The sequence below is a fragment of the Actinomyces sp. ph3 genome, assembly GCF_000308055.1.
GTDB lineage: Bacteria > Actinomycetota > Actinomycetes > Actinomycetales > Actinomycetaceae > Pauljensenia.
This window is the reverse complement of the sequence record NZ_CAGY01000001.1, coordinates 218,527-244,631: the sequence shown is the minus strand read 5'-3', so window position 1 is coordinate 244,631 and position 26,105 is coordinate 218,527. Positions and strand designations below refer to the sequence as shown.

The following is a 26,105-nucleotide window of genomic DNA, read 5'->3' as shown; positions in this document are numbered from 1 at the left end:
TATCATTCTAGAGAGATGGTCATGTCATCATTATGCCGCAGGACAACACGTGCCCTGTTTTCGCTATTGATCACTATTGCAGTGATGAGTGCGTGGATTCTTCTTCCAGCCCCGACTCAAGCGGAGGCTCTATCCTCCTCCCAAGACGAGCACCTTTTAAGCGATAGTCTTCAAGTCTCGACGTGCCTTGAAGATAACAACGAGGCACCGAAGTCTCTGTGTACTACTGGAGAAAAGGGCGAAGAGTCTCCCCTTCATGATGGCGCACTTCGACTTCGAACCACCCAAGTTCCTCGCGACACTGATCGCGAAATTGATGGGGGTTATGAACTCGCTGTTCATTTCAACCCTTCTGTGTTTACAGCGGATTCGCAGTATTCCGTTGAATTAAGCGCACGAGCAGGTGCTGCAGATCTGGATAAAATTGCTCCGCACTCACTGAGTTTTGATTCCCCGGAGCATCTCGGTCGTGGAAGCGCGTTTGAAGAAGAGATCGACGGCACCGAGGAACTCTTTCGAGGATTTGTTCTCGAGGCCAGGGGAGAGGACTTCGCAGCTGGCCCCCTGCATGCACGTTTTGCTGAGCTTGGTATTCGCTCGCTGCGTCTTCGCATTCAGGAAGTAATCCCGGGGCAGGAGCCTCGTCTTATCGCCGAGGCCGAGTTCAGCGCGAGCATTGAAGCTCTCCAGGCCCAGACGCAAGAGCCCGAACAGAGCACTGACGTCTCGTCCTCGAAGAGCAGTGAAGAGCAAGAATCTGTACAAAGTGGGGGAGCCCCGCTCCCTGAGGCAAGAGAAGCTCGCGACGCTTCACTGGCCTCGTCAATGAGTGCGCACACCCAAGCGGCTCCTCGCGTGAACTCTAGCGAGCGTCGTCTTGTTCTTGACCACGGGCATATTGACCTCTTCTACATGACACTTGATGATTCGGGACTGCCCGTATTGAAGGTGGTGGAAGACGTCACCGGATCGGGGGTTCAACACGAAGCTGAAGAACTCCGCTTGATCGTTCCTTCCTCTGCTCTGACGCACTCGCTTCCTCAAGACATTGTCGCCGGTGGCACTGGATATTTCCTTCCGCAAACTCAAGATCCAACTTTGCCGTGGCCCGGATGGGATGTTCTCTCTCTTGCACCAGCAGGATTTGAACGCGTTGAATTTGATGTCAGCTACACCCATCCCAACGGTGGACGTATTTCACTGTGGACCGAAGACTTCCTTTCGGGTCGTAGTTCGCGACTGCGTTCGGGAGGATTTGAGCTAGATCCACATGGCTCAACAATTGCTCAAGATTATCTTTCGCACACGCATGCCAATTGGGTCTTTTCTCAAGCAGGAATCTATGAACTGAGCGTTCAAGCGCGTGCATATCGAAATGACGGTTCTTTTGAAACGACACGTAGCGCTGCGTACCTCATTGAGGTAGGAGGCACCCAAGGGGTGTCGACGCCGCAGAACTCAGCTGTTCAAAGCGGCGGGGTACTTCCCCCAGCGGTTGAAGAAAGCGCTGCAGGCGGCGAGGAAGAATCACTCACGCGTGATGCACCACAGCGCGTTGGGTCTGAGCGCTGTATTGCAACTCGTATTACCCGTGAAGCAGATGAAGATGAAGTCTCACGTATCCGCAGCGATAGCGAAACTCCCAATCAGGCAATTACGACCCTGAATGTTCAGGTTGGTAGTGAAGGCGGAATTACTGATGGGCACTTTGATCTGGGACCGGCCATTGAAAACGGTCAATTAGTCGCGCGAATTAAAGATGACCGATCTGTCCCTGCGGTGTGGAAAGACCCCGCATCAATGACCTTCGCGCTGGGAGAGAAGGCAAAGATCAAGGCTCCTGAAGCTCTGAGCTATGCCGCGGATCCCGGGCAGGACGTGTGGATGATTCCCGCTACCCAGATTCGAGGGGTCCCGTGGCTCGGGATGAATTCACAGCGTGAAGAAATCGTGACTGAGACCAGTGGGCAGGTCCGTTTCTCTCTTCTTGATGTTCAAGGCCCCGGAAATGTTGCAGTCTTTGAATCGGGAAGCCTGGGGGCAGGAATTGGCACTCACGTTTTCGACGGTGCAGGAACGAGCTACACCCTGCCTGCCAACACTCATGCTCACCAAAACTGGGTCTTTACCGAGCCAGGCTCCTACCAACTCACGATCGCTATGAATGTCACCCCTCGTGGCGAGGACTTGCGTGGAAGCGGGAGTGGAGCGGCTGGGTCCTTGATCGCAGCCGGTGGAACAGGGGAGCACGGACGTCCTCTGGTTTACGCAATCGTCGGCCGCACGGCCTCGGGACAACCGTGCAGCCTAGCATCAACGGGTGTGGGCGCGGCAGAGCTTGCTCCCATAATCCTCGCGGCCCTCCTCATGGGATGCGGGTGCGTCATGGTCTCAACTCGCATGCGGGTGAGGCAGTGAAGATTGCGCGAATTGCAGTAGTAGCTCTTACATGCGTACTTGCTGCAGTAACTGGAGGATGCGCGCCGCATGTCGATGCCTCATCACAGCGACTGAGTATCGTAGCCACAACTGGGATCTTGGCTGATTTAGCACGAAATGTCGGTGGCGACTATGTCGATGTTCATCAGCTGATTCCCAACGGTGCAGATCCACATTCCTGGGAACTGAGCCTGAGAGGAATCCGCGATATCGCCTACGCGGATATTGCCGTCACGAATTACCTGATGCTCGAAGACCACTCGGTGATTCGCGCGCTCGATGCGAATCTTCCCAAGGACGCTCTTTCACTGTCCTTGGCGGAAGAAAGCGCAAAGTTTGGCGGTAGCTTGATTCCTCTTGTTGAAGATCGCTCCCTGGACACTCCCTGGCTTGGGATGCGAGTCTACGGTGACGGAAGCCAGAGTGGGGCAACGCGATCGTCCCAAGTTGAACTCTCTGTCACTGATGTTGAGGGGCCGGGGTACGCATGTGCTTACATCACGACAAGTTTTGGAAGTCCCGAGATTGCCTTTGCCTCTCGAGATGGTTTTGATGCCGGTAATCATTGGGCAACCGATACTTCGATTCTGCCCGTTGGGGCACACCAACACATGAGCTGGGTTTTTACTCAGCCCGGTGTCTACACGCTGCATTTACGAGCGCGCTTGCGGGTAACTGCTGACGCGGAGCCCATTGAGCTTCCTGCCTCGCAGGTGACTTTTGCGGTGGGAATTGATTCAGAGAAAGTTGCCCAGGAACGTGGTCTCTTTCTTCTCCGACGAGGCCACAGCGACATCACCGTGGACCTGAAGTCTCGCGCATTAACCCTGATGGTTGACCGAGAAAAAGACGGTGGAGTACCTGAGGGGGCGCCACTACGCGAAGCCGTTGAGGAAAGCAACGGCTTACCTTCAACTCTGGCCTCTTTGGATATCGAGCGCGTGCTGATTGATGTTCCATCACGTACTTTGCGCGAGATTCCCAAAGGTCGGGGATGGGAGTTCATCGGGTCGGGTGATGGTCAGGCCTATGTTCTGCCTCAAGCAGTGCTGGGCAAACACGTCCACGGTGACATTGATCCACATGCATGGCATGACATTCATAATGCGCAGGCTTATGTACGAGTCATTGAGAATGCACTATCAACGCGCGATCCTGAGCACAGTGCGCAATACGCAGCCAATGCCTCGGCCTATATTGCGAAACTCGATGAGACTGATCGCGAGGTTTCACAGACGATTGCAGGCATCAATCCACTTGATCGCAAGCTAGTCACTACGCACGATGCATATGCCTATCTTGCACGTGCTTATGACTTTGAAATCGCAGGTTATCTGAGTGCTCAGGACGGGACCGAGGCCTCAATTGCCGATCGCAAACGCATCGCTGAGACCTTGAAGAATATGAAAATATCCGCGGTTTTCTTGGAACCGCAAAAGCGTAAGCGTCACCCTGTGATTGCGCAAGTTGCGGAAGAAAACGGTGTTCGAGTCTGCGGGCTGTATGGCGACACTTTGGATGAAGACGCCCCGACGTATATCGACATGATGAAAGCGAATGCACGCTCACTGTCGCGGTGTTTAGGAAAGGATCACACATCATGAAAAGGAATGGCGCGAAAAATTTAGCGCGGGTGATATCGGCGCTCTTTGTCAGTATTGCTGTGAGCGCCAGTGTCGTACTGCCAGCGGCAGCGGATGATCCTCTCACTCAGCACGTAGATTCCTCAGAACAAGTGGTGCGCGAAGAAGCGACGATTGAACGCGGTCACGTTGACTTGGGCCCAAAGATTGTTGATTCGAAACCTGAGATTCTGGCACGTGATGACTCAGGAGAAACACCGATCTGGCGTCCTTTGGACACTCTTGTATTTCGCGTGAGCGATTCGGGCCGGCTTCAGGTCCCCTCAGACCCCAGCTATGCATTCCTGCACGCGCATGAGGGAGAGTCGTACTGGGTCATTCCCCAGACTCAAAACCCCAAGGTCGTTTGGCTGGGATGGAACACTCAAGACCCAGAACTCATTAAGGTTATGGGCAGTGGCGCAACAATGACACTGGGCAACCTTCAGGGCCCCGGTCAAGCCTGGCTTTTCCTGCAAGATGGGGCTTTCGGGGCACCGACAGTCTTATATGACTCTTCTACTTCCTCCCAATCAGATATCTGGGTCGAGGCAAATACACACGTTCACGCGAACTGGGCGTTTTCTGCTCCGGGGGCTTACGCACTCAGCGTGCGCTGGTGCTTTGGGGACAAAGAGACACCGCAATGCGTGGCAGATACTCTTCGGTTTGTCGTTGGCGATGAGGCAAAGGTTGAAGAAGCCCGTGCACTCGCGCCAAGTGCGCTCGCGGCCTCGACGAAAGAGGGGACGCACACTGCCAAGCCGCAGGCACCGCGTGAACAAGGCGGAAATAGCGAGTATCTGATCTATGGAGCGATCTGTCTGGCCTTGGGCGTGATTGCTTTTATCGTCGTTGCGCATCGGACGAAGAAGTCTCAAAAACAGATTGAGAAAGCTCGCGAGGATGTTTCTCGTGACTTCGGGGCGGAAAGTGACGTCTGATGGGTACTGAGAATTCGGTTTCAGCACTCGATATCTGCAACTTGGACGTGTCCTATCCCGGACGTGAGGTACTCAAATCGGTCTCACTCACCGTTGCTCCCGGGGAGTTTTGTGCGCTCATTGGTCCCAACGGTGCCGGAAAGACGACTCTTTTGCGCGCAATACTCGGCGTGATTCCTTCCCGCTCGACTCACATCACCTCAATGGGCGTCCCGCTTCAGCCCCGTTCAGTGGGCTATGTTCCGCAGCGTCATGAGTTTGCCTGGGATTTTCCTATCAGCATTCGTCAGGCGGTTCTCAGTGCGCGAGCTCGCCGGATTGGATGGGGAGGCCGGGCAAAGATCGACGACCATCGCGCCGTCGAAGAGGCACTGCATCAGGTTGGACTGGCGCAGCTCGGAGATCGAGTGATTGGGGAACTTTCGGGTGGCCAACGTCAGCGAGTGCTGGTTGCTAGGGCTCTTGCATTACGCCCGCAATTGCTTCTATTGGATGAACCCTTTACTGGACTGGATATGCCGACTCAAGAAAGCCTGATGGACGTATTCCGCAGGCTCGCACTCAGCGGTTGTGCCATCCTCATGACAACCCACGACATTCTTGGGGCTATTGATGCCTGTGATCGGCTTTTCTTGTTGAACTCGACCGTTGTTGCCTCGGGGAAACCAGAAGAAATTCGCGATCCTCAGGTGTGGATGCGCACCTTTGACATTCGCCCATCAAATCCTCTGCTCAAGGTCCTGGGGGTGATCTGAGTGCTGAGTATCATTGACTTTCTTCACGATCTGACGAATCCAGCATTGGCTTTCTTACCCCGTGCCATTCTTGTCACCTGCGTTGCAGCCTGTGTATGCGCAGTAGTCGGGTGTCATGTTGTTTTGCGCGGGATGTCTTTCATTGGAGACGCCGTCGCTCACTCGGTTTTCCCCGGTCTTGCAATCGCTTTTGTCTGCTCAGGATCCCTGGTCTTGGGAGGAACGCTTGCTGGTGTGGGTACCGCTGTGCTCGTTGCACTTCTTTCCCAAAATAGGCGTTTGAAGGAAGATTCAATCATTGGTGTTCTTTTCGTTGGCGCCTTTGGTTTGGGATTGGTCATCATTTCTTGGGCTCCGGGATATGCGGGGTCTCTCCAAGATTTCCTTTTTGGCTCGCTGACAGGCATTCCGGCTTCTGAAGTACCTTTCGTACTGGTTGCATCTGCATTGATAGTGGGAGTTTTTGCTTTCTTTCACAAAGAGGTTGTTGCCGTCAGTCTTGATCGAGAGAGCGCTCGAGTCGCCGGATTGCCGGTAATGGCTCTGGATCTTTTGGTCTATATCAGTGTTGCCGGTGCAGTCGTGATCTCCGTCCAGATCATTGGCAATATCTTGGTTCTTGCCCTACTCATTACCCCGGCGGCAAGTGCTCGGCTTCTAACAAATTCACTGGGTGCGATGATCAGAACTGCTCTTGTCATCGGTGTGCTCAGTTCTCTGTGTGGTATTTACCTCTCCTGGTCCTTGGATCTTCCGGCGGGAGCATCAATTGTCTGCGTTGTTACGCTCGTTTTTATTGCTGCGTGGGTTTATCGATCCTGCCGGTCTCGTTTCGCATAGTGGAAAAGTATTGCTCGGCTCCTGAGACGTCACTAGGTTTGGGCCTGTATTAAGGAAGGAAACGTCTACATGAGCACGGCAGCATCTCCTGCGAAACGTCGCACGCGCGACACATGGACCAGCCAAACTGGCTTTTTAATGGCGGCTATCGGTTCCGCGATCGGCTTGGGTAATATCTGGCGATTCCCAGGTGTTGCGTACACCAATGGCGGGGGAGCGTTCCTTGTTCCCTACCTCGTCGCTTTGCTTTTCGCTGGTATTCCGATCCTTTGGCTCGAGTACGCCGTTGGCCATAAGTTCCGTGGAACCCCTCCGTGGGCTTTCCGCCGCATGAACGCTAAAGGAGAGTTCCTCGGCTGGTTGTGCGTGTTCATCTGCTTCGTGATTATTACCTACTACGCCGCGGTTGTTGCGTGGTCTGGAAGCTACGTCTTCTATTCGATTACCGAGGCCTGGGGTGAGGATTCGCAGACGTTCTTCCTTTCTTCTTTCCTGGGAACCGTCGGTTCTGATGAATTCTCATGGACTCCAGTAGCGGCAGTTGCAATCCCGCTTGTCTTGGTATGGGCATGCATCTTGCTCATCGCTTCTTTTGGTGTCGCACGAGGGCTTGAGAAAGCCAATAAGATTTTCCTTCCTCTTTTGGTTGTCCTCTTCCTTGCTCTTGTTGTGCGTGCCCTCTTCCTGCCGGGTGCACTGGAAGGCCTGAGTGCTTTCTTCACACCCAATTGGAGTTCTCTGACTCAACCCAAGGTGTGGCTCGCCGCATTTGCTCAGATTTTCTTCTCGCTCTCGGTTGGCTTTGGAATCATGCTGACCTACGCCTCGTATCTCCAGAAGAAGTCGAACGTTACCGGAACTGCTTTGGTCGCTGGTTTTGCTAATTCATCCTTCGAAATTCTTGCTGGTATCGGAGTGTTCTCGGCCCTGGGATTCATGGCTCATTCGCAGGGAGTTACGGTTTCTGAGTTGAAGGGACTGACCGGTCCGATTCTTTCCTTTGTTACCTTCCCGAAGATTATTTCGATGATGCCGGGCGGTCCGCTTTTTGGAGTCCTGTTCTTCTCTTCGCTTGTCCTTGCAGGCATCACCTCTCTGCTCTCGCTCTTGCAGGTGGTTTCTGGTGCAATTCAAGATAAGTTTGCCTTGACTCCTGCGAAAGCTTCGCTCGTCATGGGAATCCCAACAACGATTATTTCTTTGGCGTTCTTCGCGACACGTTCGGGTCTGAATACCTTGGATATCATTGATAACTTCATCAACAATGTGGGAGTTGTTGGTTGTGCGATTGCCATGGCGCTCTACACCGCACTTGTGCGCCCCAGGCTTCGGGGGCTGCGTAGGCACCTTAACTCTGTTTCAGCACCTTCGATTCCTCCCGTATGGGACTACCTCGTTGGTATCGTCATTCCCTTGGTGCTGGCGTTCATGCTGGTGACCTCTGTGATTTCAAGCATCAGTGAGGGCTACGGTGGCTACGCCGGATATCTTGTGAACATCTTCGGGTGGGGATCTGTTGGTTTCGCGCTCCTCGCATCCGCAATCCTTACCCTGATGCCCTGGTCGCATCCTCATCGTTCAAGCACGTCGTCAACATCTAAGGAGATCGCATGACCCCCGCTGCTATCATCATGATGATTGTGACGATCCTTCTGGTATGGGGAGGGCTTGTTGCTTCACTCGTGATGCTTCGACTCCTGCCGACTCCTGGCGAGGACGAGGCTGAAACGACTGCTCCTGTTGCGGAGCCCCACTCGCGATAAGGAGATAGCATGCGCCTCGTAGCTTTCGACCTTGATGACACCCTGGCACCGTCGAAGTCTGCGCTTCCGGAGCCGATGGCCAATCAACTTCGCGCACTGCTCGAGTGTGTCCCAGTGTGTGTGATCTCTGGCGGAGAGTTTGGGCAGTTTCGCACCCAGTTATTGGACAACCTCGGCGCTTCTTCTTCTGAATTGAAGAACTTGCATCTCATGCCCACCTGCGGGACACGCTACTACCGTTGGAATGAGCAGGATGCTCAGTGGGAGCAGGTCTATGCCAATGACCTGACTACAGAGCAGCGTGAGCGCGCGATTGCCTCGCTCGAACGCCATGCGCGTGAGCAAGGAGTCTGGGAAGCCCATCCTTGGGGTGAAATCATTGAGGACCGAGGCTCGCAGATTACCTTCTCAGCGTTGGGGCAGCAAGCTCCACTAGAGGCGAAGCGCGCGTGGGACCCGACAGGCGACAAGAAGCGGGCTCTTCGTGACGCGGTCGCAGAGGATCTTCCAGACCTTGAGGTGCGTGGGGGAGGATCAACTTCGGTTGATATCACTCGTCACGGAATCGATAAGGCATACGGGATGGGCAAGCTAGTTGAGATCACTGGAATCGCACCAGAAGATATGCTCTTCATTGGGGATCGCCTAGACGAGGCTGGTAATGATTATCCAGTGAAAGCTGCCGGATACCCGACCCTCGCCGTGAGTGGTTGGGAAGAATGCGTTGATGTGATTGCGGATATCGTGAAGGAACTACGCACGAGGTAGTCGCGTTGCCCACAGGGCAACCGCACTTGCTGCAGCAACATTGAGCGAATCGACGCCACCCATCATGGGGATACGAACAACGTAATCGGTGCGTGACAGGGTGCTCTTCCTAAGACCATCCCCTTCTGTTCCCATGACCAAGGCAATACGTGAATCTTTGGCTGTCATCACGGGCATCGTCACGAACTCATCAAGGCTGACGGAGTTATCACTCAGGGCTAGAGCTGCCAGAGAAAATCCTGCTGCGTGCAGATCATCGTTTGCTGGCCAGTCTTCCAATCTGGTCCATGGGACCTGGAAGACCGTTCCCATTGAGACTCGAACGGAGCGCCGATACAGAGGGTCTGCACATTCTGGAGTGACAAGAACTGCATCCGCCCCAAGCGCGGCGGCGCTTCTGAATGCAGCACCCACATTCGTATGGTCGACCAGATTTTCAAGGATCAGAATACGCTTGGGGCCATCTCCCAAAGAGGATAGAAGATCAGCCACCGAAGGCAAAACAGGTCGTTGCATTGAAGCGAGCGCACCACGATGAAGATGGAATCCTGTGATGCTCTCCAGAATCGGTTCAGGAGCGATGAAGACGGGTACCTCGCCGCCTTCCTTGGCTCCTAGGAAACGCTCCAGGAGTGGTTCTAGGTCAGGAAGCCAGCGCGGAGCCATGATGAGTGAGCGTGGGCGATGTCCGGCCTCGAGAGCACGGATAATGACATTCGTTGACTCCGCCATGTATAGGCCGCGTTCGACTTCCAAACTCTTACGAAGGTGGACATCGGTCATTGACGTGTAGTCGGCCAGGCGCGGATCCTCTTCTAGCGAGGCGGATGTCAGATGAATGAGCATTCCTTTATTGTGCCACTCTCTCGTTGGGCGCTCAGTCCCACCAGAGCCACCAGCCAGGGCCTCTGGTCTCATCGAGACATGTGATGGGCTCGCACTCATCGGGGCGGCAGTAACCGTCGAACCCCAGTTGTTCCTGGAGTTTTTCCCAGATTCCGTCTTCATAAATCAGCGCCCACGGGCTTTCACGGTAGCTCAGCGCTGATTCGTCTTCAATGAAGAGAGAATCGATGCTCATCCTCTCATCCCATCGTGGTGCAAGAACGAGGTAGCCTCCCAAAGAGATACGAGGATTGTGAAGTGCCGCCGTAAAAAAGAGCTCCAGTGGGGGAGCGTTATTCTGCCGATCCTGCAGGTTATCCGGAGGAAGAAGCGGACGGATCTTTTCGATTCGCGGGCGATCTAACCCCGAGAATCTGAAGAAATCAGAGGTGACCTGGGTATCGGTGAGCGGCCAGAGAATTTTAACCAGTCCACTGTTTTCAACCCATCCGGGTTCTCCGTAGAGCGGAGGAATACTTTCAAGGGCCGACGAGTGATGCGCCATCATTGTTCCTTTCATAAGCTTTTTGCATCACGAGTCTCCCGCTGCATTGATGCCGGAGTGTGGCCCTTAAGAAATCTGTGGAAAACGCCGAGTAGATGGCTGCCTTGTGGATAAAAAGAGGGGTACAGGCAAATAACCTGCACCCCTCTAAAACGAGATTATGAAGTTATCTCTTTGGGAACTGCCCGCGCTCGACCTGAGGACGAGGCGAACGCCATGGACGCAGCATGATTGCGCGCGAGAATGCGTAGAACCACATGCGGCGAGGCATGGGCTCGCGCGGGTAAACCTTACGAAGCTGACGCTTGATGCGCTGCCACACGATGCTGGTCTCGACGATCGCGACGAAGAACAGGCCGTACATAATCACCATGACAATGAAGAGCGCGCGCTGTCCGGCAGCCGATGTGGAGGCGAAGAAAGAGACGCCGAAGAAAACGACGAAGAACAGAATCATCACTGGGAAGACGAACTCTGAGAAGGACCAGCGAGCATCGAGCCAGTCGCGAGTAAAGCGCCTGATCTTGCCCTTGTCACGCAGCGGCATATAGCGCTCGTCGCCGGTGATCAGTGCTTCTTGCTGGAGGCGGTCTTGTTCAAGACGCATTGCGCGAGCGCGCTCACGCGCAGCCTTCTTGGCAGCCTTACGATCCGCAACAATCAAGGAATGATCATTACGCGCCTGCGCCTGCTTACGCGAAGGCGTCGGACCGCTCTTCGAACGATCGTTCGCCGTCTGAGGCTGAGGAGTTTCTTCGGATTCTGACTTCTTTGAGCTCAACACGTCTCTAAGGGTAATAGATCGATAGCGCGATCGGCACATTCTTGCCCGCTAAGAATGGATTCATGCGAGCAGATACCTGTAGAAGAGATACTCTTGTCTTATGAATATCGATGAACTTCGCGAGCGCCTTGACGCTCTCTTCCCGCAATTGGTTGATGAGCTGTCTCAGCTCGTGGCCATTCCTTCCGTCTCTTCGGATCCGTCTCACGCTGTGGATGTTGACCGTTCCGCTGAGCATATTCGTTCTCGCTTTGAAGCCCTTGGCCTGGACGCTCAGATTCACTCAGTGACGACTCCTGAAGGAGTTCAAGGCAAGCCGGCAATCCTTGCTCGTTCCCCTCATATTGAGGGCGCGCCGACGGTCCTTCTTTACGCTCACCACGATGTCCAGCCAACTGGAGATCTCGCACGTTGGCACTCAGACCCTTGGACAACCGTTGTTAAGGGTGATCGCATCTATGGACGCGGAACTTCTGACGATGGCGCGGGCATCATTGTTCACCTCGGGTCTTTGAGCCTTCTTGGTAAGGATCTGGGCGCGAATGTTGTTGTCTACATCGAAGGCGAAGAAGAAATCGGCTCACCCTCTTTTACTCACTTCCTTGAGACCTACCGCGACCAGCTCGAGGCCGACGTCATTATCGTGACCGACTCGGATAACTGGAAGCCTGGCGAGCCTGCTGTCACGACAAGCTTGCGTGGTAACTGCGCTTTCACTGTTGATCTGACTGTGGCTGATCATGCTGTTCACTCAGGTATGTTTGGCGGCCCGATGATCGATGCTCCCACCTGTGCGGCTCTGCTGATTGCTTCGCTCTATGACCAAGACGGCAACATCGTCGTTGAAGGTTTGGGTGGAGATGACCACGCAGAGGTTGATTGGCCCGAAGACGAATTCCGCGCGGCAAGCGGAATGCTCGATCAGGTTCGACTTGCTGGTAGCGGAGATCTCGCAGCGCGTACCTGGACGAAGCCTTCCGTGTCGCTGATTGGCTTTGATACGACCAGCGTTGCGAATTCATCGAATACGATCATTCCTCACGTTCGCTTCCGTCTGTCGATGCGCACGGTTCCCGGTGTCGACCCGCGTCAGGCGATGGATGCGATTGAGAAGCACCTTCGTGAGCACGCCCCCTTCGGTGCACGTATCGAAATTTCTGATCGAGATCTTGGCCCCGGATACCTTGCCGATGTCGATTCCCCGGTTTCGCATCTGGTCAAGCAGGCCCTCACTGATGCTTGGGGCGTTCAAGCGGTCAATATCGGTGTTGGCGGTTCTATTCCCTTCATTTCCGAGTTCCAAGAGACCTTCCCTCACGCTCAGGTCGTCGTCACCGGCGTTGAAGATCCGCTGACGAATGCTCACTCTGAGGATGAATCTCAGTCACTTCCCGATCTGAAGAACGCTGTCTTGGCCGAGGCACTGGTGCTGTCTCGCCTGGCCGAAAAGTAAGTGGGACGCGCGTTCATCACGGGGCACTGGGGGCAGGAGAATGATCCTGCCCCCGCGCTTCGTACGCTCGCTCAGAGCTTTTCTGCTGGTGCACCTTCGTGGGAAGTTTCCTTTGCACCCTTTGGGCCCGGTCAAGCCTTTGCCGAGGCCATGGCAAGTAATCCGCGTTTTTGTGTCCTAAGTGTGGGGGATGGGGATTCCCTTCACGAGGCCGGGCAGCGCTTTCGCGAGCTACTAGAAGAGGGCAAAGTCCCGGTCCTTGAAGGTGGCCACCTTCAAGCAACTGACGGTGGGATGAGCTTTCTTGAAGGCGTTTCTGGAGCCATGCGAGGAGCGAATGAACCAGTAGAGACGTGGTTTACGCGTGCAATTGAGCGTGCACAAAACGTCGTATTAGGTCAGGAGTTTTACGCCGCCTACTCGACGTCACGTCCGCTCTTTGGTCCTTCTTCGACATTGGCTCTCGAGCCAGATTTGAGTCTTCGAGGCACTAGCAATACAGATTTTCATCGGCTGTGGGCCGAGCTGCTTCACAAGACAATGCGCCCGCAACTTGCAATCAATGGACAATCGGCCTCGGTAGTGGAACCCGGAAGGCTTCCGGGTTCAGGGGCCAGTGGGGGCGCTGCGACGATTATCGGCATTCTTGGTGGTCGTCTAGTGTCTGATGGTGATTTTTTGCTCCACCACACCGACTGCAAAACCAAGATCGAGGCATCTGACCTACTGATCATTTGTGAACCTGAGCTGCATTCACCGGCCTTGGCCGAATCGAGCCTTGATCTATTAACTGAAATAGCATCAGAATCGGCCATTCCCGTTCTTGCTATTGGCCTGCATTCCACACTATCGGCACATGAACGGGCCCAGTGGGGGATTCATGGGATTCTCGTTGACGAAACCGGAAACCTTGATGCTCTGGGACGTCGTGCTGCTCGTACATGGGCTAGGCAGTGACAATTCGCTCTCAGCTTTGAAGATGGCGCTCGTGCGTGAGTAGCCTTAGGCTAGAGATTATTCCTATAAGAAAAGTATTAAAGGAGCAGCATGTCTGAGAACACGACTGAGACTGCAACCCACGACGTCATCCTGACTGATGTCGCAGCACAGAAGGTCAAGAGCCTTCTTGAGCAGGAAGGCCGCGACGATCTGCGTCTGCGTGTCGCCGTTCAGCCCGGAGGCTGCTCTGGCCTGATCTACCAGCTGTACTTCGACGATCGTTTGCTCGATGGTGACGCTGTCCGTGATTTCGATGGCGTTGAGGTTGTTGTCGATCGCATGAGCGTTCCCTACCTCGCAGGCGCAACCATTGACTTCTCTGACACCATTGAGCGCCAGGGATTCACGATCGATAACCCCAATGCGCAGAACACCTGTGCATGCGGTGAGTCTTTCGCCTGATCGGAGAATTGTGAAGAAGCTACCTGCTATTGGTGCCATCCTGCTGACCTGCACTCTTGCTCTTGGTGCCTGCTCGGGCCAGTCAAAGGACTCTCAATCGGCATCACCTTCGGCCTCGGCAAGTGCAACCCAGTCGCCTTCAAGCTCCGAGGAGACACCTCAGGTTGATCGAAGCGGCCAGGGTAATTTCCCCGAGGTAAGTGGTGATTTCGGTCAGAAGCCCGAAATTAAAGCCGGATCTGGCAGCGTGGGCGATGCGATTTTGGTGAAAACCCTCCACAAGGGCGATGGGGCAAGCGTCGGCCTCGATGACATCGTTCAGGTCAACTATGCAGGTGCGCTCTTCAGCGATGCCAAGGTTTTTGATTCTTCTTTCCAAGAGGGTCGCACTCCCATCGCGTTCAGCCTCAACCAGGTGATTAAGGGATGGAAGTACGGTCTTGCGGACGCACATGTCGGCGATCGTGTTGAACTCGTCATCCCATCAAAGTGGGGTTACGGCGCTCAAGGTTCAGGTTCTTCAATCCCTGCAAATGCCGACCTCGTCTTCGTTGTCGATATTTTGGGAACTGTTAACCCGAAGGATACCTCTCAGCTCACAAGCGCAACGCTGACCGGAAATGAACTTCCAGCAGGCATTACTGTCAGTGGTGATCTAGGTAGCCAGCCCACGATTACCTGGGGACAGAGTGCGCCCACAGAGACCTCGAAGGTCGTCATTGCTGAGGGACATGGCGACAAGGTCGCTGTTGGTTCGACAATTCTTTATCAGGGTGTCGGAACCGTTTTTGGTAACGAAGCTCAAACACAGTCGACGTGGGGACAACAAGGTGCCCAGGTTGTCAGCGTGAAGGACGGTAATCAGCTAATCGGCTTTACCGCGGGCTCGCGGGTCCTCCTCGTAGCTGCTGGCAATGAGGCACAAGGGCAGCCGCCGCAGGCGATTCTCGTTGACATTCTTGCTGTCATCCCCGAGAAGTAGTTTGAAGATCTGAACTACTGGCGATAGAGCAAACAACACGTGTGGGGAGCTGAGGTTTCAGCTCCCCACACGTGTATCCAAAAGCGGTTAGAATACCCAGAGTAACGATCTCTTAACGTTGAGGAGCGCATCGTGAGTGAAACACCCGTGAAAGTTCTGGTCTTCAGTGATAACTCGTCCACTCGCCAGGCAGTGATCACAGGTGTCGGTTTCAAAGCATCGAAGGATACGGCTCCCATTGAATGGCTTCAAGCTGCCACGAAGTTCGGTGTTCTTGAGTTGGTGGACAATAACTCGGATATTGCAGTCCTTGTTCTCGATGGAGAAACTCAAAAGGAAGGCGGCATGTCTGTCGCGAAGGAGCTCGCTGGTACCCGCCAGGATGTTCCTCCTATCCTGATGCTCACGGCTCGTCCTCAAGACGACTGGCTGGCCACATGGGCAGGTGCCAGCCGTATTGTCAGCGCACCATTTGATTCACAGGAGCTTCAAGAAGCCCTCGCGGAACTTCTGCGTCAGCGTCGCTGAAGCTGGTGGCAGTGCGCTCGGACGAAGAAGTGAAGGAAATGACCTGCTCTGAGCGGATTCAAGCTCGTGGATACACGCGTGCAAAGAAACTCTGGAGAATCGGTTTTCAGCAAGAGATTCCTTACGATCTTCTGCGCGAGATGATTCAGCTCAACATTGCTCAGAAAGCTGACTACACCCGCTTCTGGCGCTGAACATACTGAAAACAAATAAGCGCGAAACTCGTCCCTTTTCAACGCAAAGCACACGCGGCCTCGGGAATTATGAGGATAGAGGATACGCAGGGGAGCAGTAGGCGAGTGGGTCTTTCTCAAGACTTTCTGCGTATTCACACAATTTGAAGAACAACATGCCCGTGGCCAATGCGTCGTCCAATGCACGATGCTGACCGCCACCTAACTCAAAGTGCTCGCGTAGTGTCGTGAGCTTGTGATTGGGTACCTCAGTTGGAAGCAAGGCACGAGCCATTGACAGTGTGTCGATAGGCTGAAAATGGGGCAGTGGCATACCGCAGGTCCGTTGAGCTCGCTCAAGGAACCCCCAATCGAAGGCGACATTGTGTGCGATGAGGCCTGCGATCTGTTCCTGATCGCATAGATGCTCTGCCCACTGGCAAAAATGCGAAAACACCGTGTGAAGGTCCGGAGCGTGGGCGAGCGTTTCATCGTCGAGTCCCGTCAACGCAGTGATGAACGAAGGCAAGGGGCTTCCGGGGTTGATAAGTGCTGAAAAACTATCGACAAGCTCACGGTTTTCGTAGACTGCTGCCCCGATTTCAATGATGGTGTCGCGAGAACTAAGTCCAGTTGTTTCTAGGTCTACTACCAGCCATTTAGCTTGATTCCAAGCTGGGATCATTGCGGTTTTTGGCCGCTCGGGCTGTACAGTAGAACCATTGGTCATAACCACGATGCTAGCGGTTGATCCGGGTGGAGGAAACATGGGTCTGTATCAAGCACTGAAGCTTACGGGCACTCCGATTCTCAAGGCTGCGTATCGTCCGTGGATCCGCGGGAAAGAAAACATCCCAGAAAGCGGTCCGGCGATCCTCGCTTCTAACCACAACGCTGTCTGGGACTCCGTTTTTCTACCCATGATGATTGACCGTGAGGTTGTGTTCATGGGTAAAGCCGATTACTTCACGGGTACCGGTCTTAAGGGTTGGGCAACCAAGGAATTCATGCGTGCTGTTGGCACAATTCCCGTCGATCGCAGTGGTGGTCGTGCATCCGAGGCCGCATTGAAAGCCGGACTTAAGCGCCTGGGTGAAGGTGAACTTTTTGGAATTTACCCCGAGGGAACTCGTAGCCCCGATGGACGTCTGTATCGCGGGAAGACTGGTGTTGCGCGTTTAGCACTCTTATCCGGCGCTCCCGTTATTCCTGTGGCGATGATCGGCACACATGCGGCCCAGCCAATCGGGCAGAAAATTCCTTCGAGAACCAATATCGGAATGGTCATCGGGGAGCCCTTGGATTTCAGTCGCTACAAGGGACTGGATAAAGACCGCTACGTTCTTCGTGCGATCACCGATGAAATTATGTATAACCTGATGCTCCTCTCTGGTCAGGAGTACGTCGATCTCTATGCTGCTGATGTGAAAGCGCAGCTTGCCCAGGAAGGCGCTTTTGACGGCCCGGTACCCTCGAACGGGAAGAGCGCGCCCGGTGGGCGTGAGGCCCCTGAGGTTCAGGTTCCAACCGCGCCCGAAGAAGACCTTGAACAGATCCCCGAAGAAACAGATGAGTCTGGGGATCAAGACTAATAGCGATATCGCCGTGTCCCAGAAAAAGGCCAGGTGCGGCGAAGGACCTACACTCTCGATAAGATAAGTATCTGGCGCGCTTCTCTTGCTGCGCGTGAAGAAAACTGAAAGGTTGACTCATGACGGTTCGTCGTGTTGCTCTCTTGACCGCTGGTGGCTTTGCCCCCTGTCTTTCGGCTGCTGTTGGTGATCTCATCGAGCGCTACACCCAGGTTGCTCCCGAGGTAGAAATCATCCTTTACCAGTACGGCTACCACGGCCTTCTGACCGGCAACTATGTTGTCGTCGACGAAGAAGGACGCCGTAACGCAGGTATTCTTCGCGAGTTTGGTGGTTCGCCCATCGGTAACTCTCGCGTCAAGCTGACCAATGCAAAGAACCTTGTCGACCGAGGCTTGGTTGAAGAAGGCGTTGACCCGCTTGCATTTGCTGCCGAGCAGCTGCGCAAGGATGGCGTTGATGTTCTGCACACCATCGGCGGTGACGACACAAACACGACCGCAGCAGATCTTGCAGCTTACCTGCACGAGCACAACTACGAACTCACCGTGGTTGGCCTTCCTAAGACCATCGATAATGACGTTGTTCCGATCCGTCAGTCTCTGGGCGCTTGGACCGCGGCGGACGAAGGCGCACGTTTCGCATTTAATGTGATCGGCGAACACCGCTCGAACCCCCGCATGCTCATTGTTCATGAGTGCATGGGACGTAACTGTGGCTACCTGACGGCAGAGACCGCTCGCCGCTACCACGAGCTGCTCGGCACCAAGAACTGGGCGCCTTCCTTGGGCTTGACCCGTGAGCGTTGGGATGTCCACGGCGTTTACGTTCCCGAGGCCGCTCTTGACATTGCCGGTGAAGCTGAGCGCCTCAAGGCGATCATGGACGAGCAGGGTAACGTCAACATCTTCCTGTCAGAAGGTGCAGGCCTTCCCGAAATTATCGCCGAGATGGAAGCCAATGGCGAAGAGGTTCAGCGTGATCCCTTCGGCCACGTCAAGCTTGACACCATCAACCCCGGCCAGTGGTTTGCGCGCAAGTTTGCAGCGCTTATTGGCGCCGAAAAGGTGATGGTTCAGAAGTCCGGTTACTACTCACGCGCGGCAGCAGCACACGAGGAAGATCTTGCACTGATCAAGCAAATGTGTGATCTTGCCGTCGAGTGTGCACTTCGCGGTGAAAGCGGTGTTATCGGTCAGGATGAAGAGAATGGCGACCAGCTTTCTGCGATTGCCTTCCCGCGCATCGCCGGTGGCAAGCCTTTCGACATTACACAGCCGTGGTTCACCGATCTGCTCTCGCAGATTGGCCAGCCTGTGTCTGCAGCGCAGTGACGATGGCTTCATCTTCTTTCCCGGGGCGTGGCGATTTTTCGCTGCGCCCCGGCGCACCTGAACTCTTCGCCCCTGCCGCTAGTGAAGAATCTGCTCCCTGGGAATCTTGGCGTTCCAAGCGCGCGCTTCAACAGCCGAGCTACCCAGATCCCGAGGCCCTCGACTCCGTATTGGCTGAGTTGCGTCGTCAACCCCCCTTGGTTTTCGCCGGCGAGGTAGACGACCTGCGAACGAATCTCGCTGCCGCCTCTCGCGGTGAGGCCTTCGTCCTCACGGGTGGCGATTGCGCTGAGACTTTTTCCGAGGCAACAGCTGACCATCTGCGTTTGAAGATCCAAACTCTTCTTCAGATGGCCGTCGTCTTGACCTATGGCGCGTCTTTGCCTGTGATCAAGATTGGGCGCATTGCGGGCCAGTATGCGAAGCCGCGCTCTTCAGATATGGAGACCCGTGGAGACGTCACGCTTCCCTCATACCGCGGAGATGCTGTCAATTCCTTCGAATTCACTCCCGAGTCGCGCATTCCAGATCCCACGCGCTTGTTGGATTTGTATCATCATGCCGCATCGACGCTGAATTTGATTCGTGCCTTCACTCGCGGTGGCTATGCTGACTTGCGGCTGGTGCATCACTGGAATCGTGGTTTTACTGCTAATCCGGCTTATGCGCGTTATGAGTCTCTTGCTGAGGAGATTCACCGTGCAGTGAAGTTCCTTGAGGCAGCAGGTGTGTCCAGTGCTGCCCAGATGCGTAGCGTTGATCTCTTCTCCTCGCATGAAGCTTTGCTTCTGGATTATGAGTCCGCGATGACCCGAATCGATTCACGCACCGGGGATCCTTACAATACTTCCGGTCACTTCTTGTGGATTGGTGAACGTACTCGTGGCGTTGACGATGCGCATGTTGAATTGCTTGCGCATGTGCGTAATCCGATCGGCGTCAAACTTGGACCGACGACATCGATTGATGATATGCGCCGTCTGGTTGACCGTCTGAATCCGGAGGGCGAAGAAGGGCGCTTGACCTTCATCACGCGTATGGGGGCGGATAAAATTCGCGATGCATTACCTCCTCTCTTGGAGGCACAAGCGCGTGATGGACGCCCTGTTACCTGGGTGACCGATCCGATGCATGGAAATACGATCACCTCATCGACGGGTTACAAGACACGACGCTTTGAGACGATCATGGATGAGGTCACTGGTTTCTTTGAGGCCCATCGCGAAGCTGGAACGGTCCCCGGCGGGATCCATGTCGAGCTCACAGGGGATGACGTTACAGAGGTTCTTGGTGGCTCTGAGCAGCTTGATGAAGAAGCTTTGCGTGATCGCTATGAGACGCTAGTGGATCCGCGTTTGAACCACCAGCAGTCTTTGGAGATGGCATTCCAAGTCGCGGAGTACTTAAAGAAAGAGTAGCTGAATCTGATCGCTATTCCGCTTGAATTTCTGCAAAGAGATTATGGGTGAGGGGTGAAGAACGAATGTTCTTCACCCCTCACCCATAGGTAAAACTAGGCTTTAATACTTCCCGGCCGTGAACAGACTAGACAATCGTCAGTGTCACTGTGGTTCCTCGAGGAACGACCGTTCCAGCGGCGGGATCGGAAGAACGCACAGTTCCGAATAGTCCACCCATAAAACGTTCAACACGGACCTGAAGGCCGACGCGCTCGAGGGCCGCACGAGCCTGACTTTCTTGAAGTCCTTGAACAGTGGGGATCTCTACCGTTTCAGGACCCTTGGAGACCGTGTATTGGACTTTATCTCCGCGATGAAGAGTTGTGCCCGCAGCAGTTTCTTGGGAAATGACGGTTCCCTGAGCAACTGTCGATGAGAATGCCTCAGTTTCCTCTGCGCTCAGTCCCATCGATTCAAGTGTTTGGCGGACTTCACCGGCACTCTTGCCTTTAATATCGGGAACCGTCAAGGGCTCGCGGCCCTTGGAGACGACAATATCAACCTTTGTATCGTGACGAACCGATGCTCCCGCTGGGACAGATTGCGAGATGACCTTGCCCTTCTCAACATCTTCGGACCAGTCTTCGCGAACATCGCCGACTGCCAGTCCCGCGGTCGTCAGCGCATTCTTCGCTGCGTCTGTTTCCATGCCACTGAGGTTTGGTGCGTTACGCATGTCAACGCCCTTTGAGACGACCAAAAGGACCTCAGCACGTTTGTGGACAGCTTCGCCGCTTCCCGGTGTCGATGAGATGACATTTCCTTGAGAAACGATATCCGAGAAATCTTCACGTTCTTGGAAATTGAGATGCAGTGAACGCAGATCATTCTCGACATCAGAAACAGCGCGTCCATCGGTGACGGGCATAGTTAAGTACGAACCCGGCCCGTATTCATGCCACCACCAAAAGCCTCCGATGACACCAACAATGAGCAGGGAAACAATCAGGGCGAGAACTTTGCCAAAGCGCTTCCGGGTGCGTGCCTGTGGCGCAGCGTGGGCAATGCCGCCAGAGACATGAACGATAGCTTGCGAGGTCGCTGGGAGCTTTTGTGCCGGAAGGGGAGAAGTCAACTCGACAAGCCCCAGCGCGGTCGTGCGCTGTTCGTTGTCCTCAGTGGCATCAATAGCTGCACGCCGATTCATTAGCTCTGCTGGCAGTGAGGTGCGTGCCCGCATCACCAAATCAAGGGCCTCTTGAGCATCAACTGGGCGGTCCTCGGGGTCCTTAGCGGCAAGCGATGCAACAAGGTCATCAATTTCGCGTGGGATCCACGGCTCAACTTCAGAAGGAAGCGGGACAGAGTCGTTCACATGGTGATAAGCCATCTGCATGGGATTTTCGCCCTGCCACGGAACTGAGCCCGTGAGCATTTCGTAGAGCATGATCCCAACGGCATAGATGTCACTTCGCGCATCGCAGGTTCCAGTAGTCGCGATCTCTGGCGCCATGTATGCGACCGTTCCAAGCATCGAACCGGTCGTAGACATTGATACTTCTGAGGCCGCACGTGCAAGACCGAAATCGGTAACGCGAACAGGGCCTTCACTGGGCACCAAAACATTTTCGGGCTTGATATCGCGATGGATCACGCCAACTCGATGCGCAGAACGAAGTGCCTCAAGAACATCTTGCGTGTACTGAAGGGCCTGAGCGAGGGTAAAGGCGCCCTGTGCCTGCAAGAGCGCACGGAGGTTGGTTCCGTCGATAAGCTCCATCACCAGGAAGCCCTGGCCGTGAATTACTCCCTGATCAAAAACCGAAACGACTCCCGGCGAAACGATTCGCGCGGCTGCCCGGGCCTCGCGCCTAAAACGCGCAACGAAATCAGCAGATTCTGCCAAGTGTGGGTGCATGACCTTGAGCGCAACTGGACGGTCCAAACGCTCATCGTGCGCAACGTAGACGGTAGCCATACCACCGCGCGCAAGGCGGGCTTGGATCCGATATCGCTCATCGACGAGCAGGCCGATCAATGGGTCAGAAGGCGCAGATGAACCCTGGCCGGCAGTGCCATTTTCGGCATCGCTGCGGTCCTCGGGGTCAAATTCTGTCTCAGAAGTCATCGTTAGGATTTTACTGGAGATTTCAGGTGATGCGCGCAGGAAAGCCCGCGAGCCGTGCTGGGGCGCGAATCCCTTCCCGCGCTATATCATTGTCCCATGAGTGAAGCTGTTTCCCTTCTGTCCGTTCAAGAGGTTGCACGCAGGCTTGGTATCGAGCCTCGCCGAGTTAAGCAGTTGGTCCGCGACCATATCCTCTTTACCTATACCGATGGAGCAGGAAACTCTGGGATTCCCGAAGAAATTCTGGTCAAGACTGATAACGGATACGAACCCCTTTTCAATCTTCCCGGAACGCTCACTTTGCTTGCAGACGGTGGTTTTAGCCCCGAAGAGGCTGCTCGCTGGCTCTACACCGAGCATGAAGAACTAGGGGAGACACCAATGTCTGCTCTTCTAGGTGGGCGCCACCACCGCGTGAATCGCATTGCCTCTGTTCTGGGATTCTGACCTTTACGGGTAATCCCGATTTGAAGTTCTGAGTGCTCTTGGAACTTGCGCTTATTTCGAGCGCTTGATGAGCATTGCCGCAACCTCGCTCAACAGCTGGCGCTGATCGGCATTGAAATTACTGGATTCCAACGCAAGGAAGCCCTCTGCCTCGAAAGTCGAAATGACTTCTTCGTGGCGACGACGACCCCGACGCTTCACAATCGCGCGAAGTTCTTCGAGTTCCTCCTCGCCGAGCTCAGGATTGCCGAGGCCGTGGGCAAGCTTTGCCCGCTCGCTCGCATTTGCTTCTTGCCAGGTGAGGGCAAGGAGATAGGTACGTTTTCCTTCGCGTAAGTCATCTCCTGCGCTCTTACCCGTAACTCGTGGATCTCCAAAAATTCCAAGGTCATCATCACGCAGCTGGAAGGCATGACCCCAGGGGCTAAGGATCATTCGCAGTGAATCGGTATCTGATCGGGATGCGCCCAATGCGAGGGCCCCAAGGGTTGCCGGGATGACGACCGAGTAGTTAGCGGCTTTGTGAGAGACGATTGTCAGTGCAGTCTGTGCGTTAATTGCCTGCGGGTCATTAACATCCAGTGGTCGTTGTTCAGCGGCGATATCAAGGAATTGCCCAATTGCGACTTCGGCATGCATCTGCGCATAGAGCTCCATAACACCATCGCGGTAGTGGGGGATTGCCTCGCATTGGCGAATCATTGCCAGTTCAGCTGCGGAGAATAGGAAATCGCCAGCGAGGATTGCGGAACTAACCCCGAAATCTTCGCTATCGCCTCGGGACAAAGCGCAGCGGTGATGCGCCGTGAACGCCGCATGCGCGGAGGGGCGACCACGACGCGTGGGTGCGTGATCAATGATGTCGTCATGGACCAGAGCGCTGGCTTGGTAGAGCTCCAATGCTGCGCCAAGATCGTCTAGATTGAGCGTCTGCAGAGGTGAATGATTCGCAATACTGCCGCCGACAAAAGCAAGGAATGCCCGGAAACGTTTGCCTTCCTCAAGACTTGAATGGGCTACCTGAAGAAGTGAGGAGATCTGAGCGGCTGGCGCGATTGTGTCAGCAAGGTCTTGGAGAACGGTGTGGGCACGCTCCTCGATCCGTGGTGCTAAGGCCTGAAGCTGCTCGCTCAATGAAGTCATGTGACCAGTCTATAGAACAATTAGACGTCTTTAAGTCCCTGCTCTTATGATGAAAATGCAATCAAGGAGGTTTCGTGGCAATTGTTTTGAGCTACTACGGGAATCGCGAGTCTGATGCTGCGCTGGATCAGGCAGTACGTTTGGCTTCCTGGATGCGGACATCATTGATGATTGTTGTCGCATCTCACGAGTGTGGGGGCACCTTTGCTGACGAGAATTCAGCTGAAGCGCATTTATGGGAGCGCCTAGATGGAAGCGAAGTCTCTTTTGAGGTCATGCGGTGCCGACGTGACATGTCAATGGCGGAAACCGTGCTTGATTGGGCGCGTAGGATCGACGCGGATATGATCGTCATCGGTTTGCGACCTGGTGGTTCGAAGAACGCAACAATCGGAAATACAGCGACTCAGATTCTGCTTGATGCGCCCTGTCCGGTGATGACATCTTCGTGGCGTTTTGAGGATGTGAACGCCTAGTTTCACCCTTATTTTCGCAGCTTCAAGCTGCGCGAGTGACAAAGGGATAGTTATAATTGTAGGCAGTCTGTCGCCGTCCAGTGGATTGGCGGCTCATTTGTCAACCCATGAAAGGGATTCGAGTGTCTCCATCTCGCGCTACCAGCGCCCGCGATACTGAAGATGAAGCCCCTGAGGTCAAGAAGGCGACGCGTACGCGTCGCTCGTCAAAGACTACATCGGTAGAAGCCCAAGCGGAAGAGGCTGAAGCGCCAAAGAAGGCTGCGAAGGCGAAGAAGACTAAGAAGACCGCATCTACCGCCACCGATTCTGCCGCCGCAACGGAAGAGAAGGTTCCTGCTAAAAAGCGCGCGGCCAAGAAGGCCACTGCTTCAAAGAGCGCAAAGGATGAGGGCGCTGCAGAGGTAAAACCTGAAAAGAAGCCGCGGACACGTAAGACGGCAAAGAAGGCTGAAGAAAGCACTTCCGCTCAGGAAGCTACCGCAAAGCCTGCGAAGCGGACGCGGAAGAAGAAGGCTGAAAAGGTCGAAGAGGTTCCTCAAGATTCTCAGTCTGAAGAGGTCGAGGATCTCGAAGAGGACATCGTCGAAGAAGCACAACTTGAAGATGTTGAAGATATTGATGCCGATGTCAACGACATTGAAGTAGATGCCGATGACGAGGATGAAGATGACTCAGAGGACAAGGACTCCGAAGATGAGGCTTCGTCGCAGGACCAGGATTCAAAGCCTCAGGCGGTAGCAGCTGTCCGTTCAAAGGGTGGTTTCGTCGTTTCTGATTCTGATGAAACCGATGAACCTGTTCAACAGGTTACTGTCGCGGGTGCAACAGCTGACCCTGTTAAGGACTATCTCAAGCAGATCGGTAAGGTCTCGCTTCTTAACGCAGAGCAAGAAGTTGACCTTGCCCGTCGAATCGAAGCTGGTCTGTATGCCGAAGAATTGCTGAAGACTACTTCCAACGATTTGACTTCTCGCCAGCGCCGCGAGCTTCATATCCTTGCCCAGGATGGTCAGCAGGCAAAGAACCACCTTCTCGAGGCGAACCTCCGTCTTGTTGTCTCGCTGGCAAAGCGCTACACCGGACGCGGAATGCAATTCCTGGATTTGATTCAGGAAGGCAACCTTGGCCTTATTCGTGCGGTTGAAAAGTTCGACTACACGAAGGGCTATAAGTTCTCAACCTACGCGACTTGGTGGATTCGTCAGGCGATTACGCGTGCGATGGCAGACCAAGCGCGTACTATCCGCATCCCCGTCCACATGGTCGAAGTGATTAATAAGCTTGCGCGTGTTCAGCGTCAAATGCTTCAAGATCTCGGTCGCGAACCCACTCCTGAAGAGCTCGCTAAAGAACTGGATATGACTCCTGAAAAGGTTGTCGAGGTTCAAAAGTACGGACGTGAGCCGATTTCTCTGCACACCCCTCTTGGTGAGGATGGCGATAGCGAGTTCGGAGATCTGATCGAGGATTCTGAAGCTATTGTTCCTGCAGATGCTGTGTCTTTCACTCTGCTTCAAGAGCAGTTGCACCGAGTTCTCGACACACTCTCCGAACGCGAAGCAGGCGTCGTTTCGATGCGTTTCGGTCTTGGAGATGGACAGCCTAAGACTCTTGATGAAATTGGCAAGGTCTACGGAGTGACGCGAGAGCGTATCCGTCAGATTGAATCTAAGACGATGTCGAAGCTTCGCCATCCCTCTCGTTCGCAAGTCTTGCGTGACTATCTCGACTGAGAACTAG

General features: G+C 54.4%; 26 protein-coding genes. 20 read left to right on the top strand and 6 right to left on the bottom strand.

Annotated elements, in window-relative coordinates:
• Positions 1–21 precede the first annotated feature (21 nt).
• From HGAS_RS01115 to HGAS_RS01080, 8 genes are all read left to right on the top strand, one after another.
• The gene (locus HGAS_RS01115) at positions 22–2,418 is read left to right on the top strand and encodes a TIGR03773 family transporter-associated surface protein (protein WP_233993660.1); all 2,397 of its coding nucleotides are present in this window, start codon (positions 22–24) and stop codon (positions 2,416–2,418) included.
• Entirely contained in the window at positions 2,415–4,043 is a 1,629-nt protein-coding gene (locus HGAS_RS01110; RefSeq protein WP_034233683.1) for an anchored repeat ABC transporter, substrate-binding protein, read from the top strand. The genes HGAS_RS01115 and HGAS_RS01110 overlap by 4 nt, the downstream gene beginning before the upstream one ends.
• A gap of 59 nt (positions 4,044–4,102) precedes the next feature.
• On the top strand, positions 4,103–5,005 hold the full coding sequence (locus HGAS_RS01105) for a choice-of-anchor M domain-containing protein (RefSeq protein ID WP_233993658.1): 903 nt from the start codon (positions 4,103–4,105) through the stop codon (positions 5,003–5,005).
• Positions 5,005–5,760 (top strand): anchored repeat-type ABC transporter ATP-binding subunit, encoded by a 756-nt coding sequence (locus HGAS_RS01100; RefSeq protein ID WP_019126113.1) that lies wholly within the window; start codon positions 5,005–5,007, stop codon positions 5,758–5,760. Before HGAS_RS01105 ends, HGAS_RS01100 begins: the two co-directional genes overlap by 1 nt.
• The gene (locus HGAS_RS01095; RefSeq protein ID WP_019126112.1) at positions 5,761–6,600 is read left to right on the top strand and encodes an anchored repeat-type ABC transporter permease subunit; all 840 of its coding nucleotides are present in this window, start codon (positions 5,761–5,763) and stop codon (positions 6,598–6,600) included.
• A 69-nt stretch (positions 6,601–6,669) separates the two neighbouring features.
• Complete coding sequence (locus tag HGAS_RS08350) at positions 6,670–8,214, top strand: sodium-dependent transporter (RefSeq protein WP_019126111.1); 1,545 nt, start codon at positions 6,670–6,672, stop codon at positions 8,212–8,214.
• Positions 8,211–8,363, top strand: a complete 153-nt coding sequence (locus HGAS_RS08670) for a methionine/alanine import family NSS transporter small subunit (RefSeq protein WP_019126110.1) — start codon at positions 8,211–8,213, stop codon at positions 8,361–8,363. The genes HGAS_RS08350 and HGAS_RS08670 overlap by 4 nt, the downstream gene beginning before the upstream one ends.
• A gap of 9 nt (positions 8,364–8,372) precedes the next feature.
• On the top strand, positions 8,373–9,131 hold the full coding sequence (locus tag HGAS_RS01080; RefSeq protein WP_019126109.1) for an HAD-IIB family hydrolase: 759 nt from the start codon (positions 8,373–8,375) through the stop codon (positions 9,129–9,131).
• Here the strand turns inward: HGAS_RS01080 and HGAS_RS01075 are convergent.
• From HGAS_RS01075 to HGAS_RS01065, 3 genes are all read right to left on the bottom strand, one after another.
• Complete coding sequence (locus tag HGAS_RS01075; RefSeq protein WP_019126108.1) at positions 9,117–9,977, bottom strand: TrmH family RNA methyltransferase; 861 nt, start codon at positions 9,975–9,977, stop codon at positions 9,117–9,119. The genes HGAS_RS01080 and HGAS_RS01075 overlap by 15 nt on opposite strands.
• A 31-nt stretch (positions 9,978–10,008) precedes the next feature.
• Positions 10,009–10,521 (bottom strand): hypothetical protein, encoded by a 513-nt coding sequence (locus HGAS_RS01070; protein ID WP_019126107.1) that lies wholly within the window; start codon positions 10,519–10,521, stop codon positions 10,009–10,011.
• Between the two features lie 166 nt (positions 10,522–10,687).
• Positions 10,688–11,305, bottom strand: coding sequence for a DUF3043 domain-containing protein (locus HGAS_RS01065; RefSeq protein WP_019126106.1), 618 nt, complete (start codon positions 11,303–11,305; stop codon positions 10,688–10,690).
• A gap of 100 nt (positions 11,306–11,405) precedes the next feature.
• Between HGAS_RS01065 and HGAS_RS01060 the strand changes: the two genes are divergently transcribed.
• From HGAS_RS01060 to HGAS_RS08345, 6 genes are all read left to right on the top strand, one after another.
• Entirely contained in the window at positions 11,406–12,758 is a 1,353-nt protein-coding gene (locus tag HGAS_RS01060) for a dipeptidase (RefSeq protein WP_019126105.1), read from the top strand.
• The gene (locus tag HGAS_RS01055; protein ID WP_019126104.1) at positions 12,759–13,715 is read left to right on the top strand and encodes a glycerate kinase; all 957 of its coding nucleotides are present in this window, start codon (positions 12,759–12,761) and stop codon (positions 13,713–13,715) included. It begins immediately after the preceding gene.
• 90 nt (positions 13,716–13,805) lie between these two features.
• The gene (erpA, locus tag HGAS_RS01050; protein ID WP_009409320.1) at positions 13,806–14,159 is read left to right on the top strand and encodes an iron-sulfur cluster insertion protein ErpA; all 354 of its coding nucleotides are present in this window, start codon (positions 13,806–13,808) and stop codon (positions 14,157–14,159) included.
• Between the two features lie 10 nt (positions 14,160–14,169).
• On the top strand, positions 14,170–15,141 hold the full coding sequence (locus tag HGAS_RS01045) for an FKBP-type peptidyl-prolyl cis-trans isomerase (RefSeq protein WP_019126103.1): 972 nt from the start codon (positions 14,170–14,172) through the stop codon (positions 15,139–15,141).
• A 132-nt stretch (positions 15,142–15,273) separates the two neighbouring features.
• On the top strand, positions 15,274–15,669 hold the full coding sequence (locus HGAS_RS01040) for a response regulator transcription factor (RefSeq protein WP_019126102.1): 396 nt from the start codon (positions 15,274–15,276) through the stop codon (positions 15,667–15,669).
• Between the two features lie 11 nt (positions 15,670–15,680).
• On the top strand, positions 15,681–15,863 hold the full coding sequence (locus HGAS_RS08345) for a hypothetical protein (RefSeq protein WP_148331419.1): 183 nt from the start codon (positions 15,681–15,683) through the stop codon (positions 15,861–15,863).
• 67 nt (positions 15,864–15,930) lie between these two features.
• Here HGAS_RS08345 and HGAS_RS01030 read toward each other — a convergent pair whose 3' ends face one another.
• Positions 15,931–16,572, bottom strand: a complete 642-nt coding sequence (locus HGAS_RS01030; RefSeq protein ID WP_034233681.1) for a PolC-type DNA polymerase III — start codon at positions 16,570–16,572, stop codon at positions 15,931–15,933.
• Between the two features lie 37 nt (positions 16,573–16,609).
• Between HGAS_RS01030 and HGAS_RS01025 the strand changes: the two genes are divergently transcribed.
• The 3 genes from HGAS_RS01025 (at position 16,610) to HGAS_RS01015 (ending at position 20,186) form a co-directional block, all read left to right on the top strand.
• Positions 16,610–17,434, top strand: coding sequence for a lysophospholipid acyltransferase family protein (locus tag HGAS_RS01025; RefSeq protein WP_019126099.1), 825 nt, complete (start codon positions 16,610–16,612; stop codon positions 17,432–17,434).
• A 119-nt stretch (positions 17,435–17,553) separates the two neighbouring features.
• Positions 17,554–18,768: a pyrophosphate--fructose-6-phosphate 1-phosphotransferase gene (locus HGAS_RS01020; RefSeq protein WP_019126098.1), complete on the top strand. Its 1,215-nt coding sequence runs from the start codon at positions 17,554–17,556 to the stop codon at positions 18,766–18,768.
• A 2-nt stretch (positions 18,769–18,770) separates the two neighbouring features.
• Positions 18,771–20,186, top strand: coding sequence for a class II 3-deoxy-7-phosphoheptulonate synthase (locus tag HGAS_RS01015; RefSeq protein ID WP_026066552.1), 1,416 nt, complete (start codon positions 18,771–18,773; stop codon positions 20,184–20,186).
• A 127-nt stretch (positions 20,187–20,313) separates the two neighbouring features.
• Here the strand turns inward: HGAS_RS01015 and pknB are convergent, their stop codons facing one another.
• Positions 20,314–22,296, bottom strand: coding sequence for a Stk1 family PASTA domain-containing Ser/Thr kinase (gene pknB, locus HGAS_RS01010; protein ID WP_019126096.1), 1,983 nt, complete (start codon positions 22,294–22,296; stop codon positions 20,314–20,316).
• Positions 22,297–22,392: 96 nt separating this feature from the next.
• On the opposite strand from pknB, the gene HGAS_RS01005 reads away from it, so the two are divergent.
• Positions 22,393–22,743, top strand: a complete 351-nt coding sequence (locus HGAS_RS01005) for an Rv2175c family DNA-binding protein (RefSeq protein ID WP_026066551.1) — start codon at positions 22,393–22,395, stop codon at positions 22,741–22,743.
• Between the two features lie 51 nt (positions 22,744–22,794).
• Here the strand turns inward: HGAS_RS01005 and HGAS_RS01000 are convergent, their stop codons facing one another.
• Positions 22,795–23,886, bottom strand: a complete 1,092-nt coding sequence (locus HGAS_RS01000) for a polyprenyl synthetase family protein (RefSeq protein WP_019126094.1) — start codon at positions 23,884–23,886, stop codon at positions 22,795–22,797.
• Positions 23,887–23,960: 74 nt separating this feature from the next.
• Here HGAS_RS01000 and HGAS_RS00995 point away from each other — a divergent pair, with 74 nt between their 5' ends.
• Together HGAS_RS00995 and HGAS_RS00990 are read left to right on the top strand one after the other, a co-directional pair.
• On the top strand, positions 23,961–24,362 hold the full coding sequence (locus HGAS_RS00995) for a universal stress protein (protein WP_019126093.1): 402 nt from the start codon (positions 23,961–23,963) through the stop codon (positions 24,360–24,362).
• A 107-nt stretch (positions 24,363–24,469) separates the two neighbouring features.
• Entirely contained in the window at positions 24,470–26,098 is a 1,629-nt protein-coding gene (locus HGAS_RS00990) for an RNA polymerase sigma factor (RefSeq protein WP_026066550.1), read from the top strand.
• Positions 26,099–26,105 lie beyond the last annotated feature (7 nt).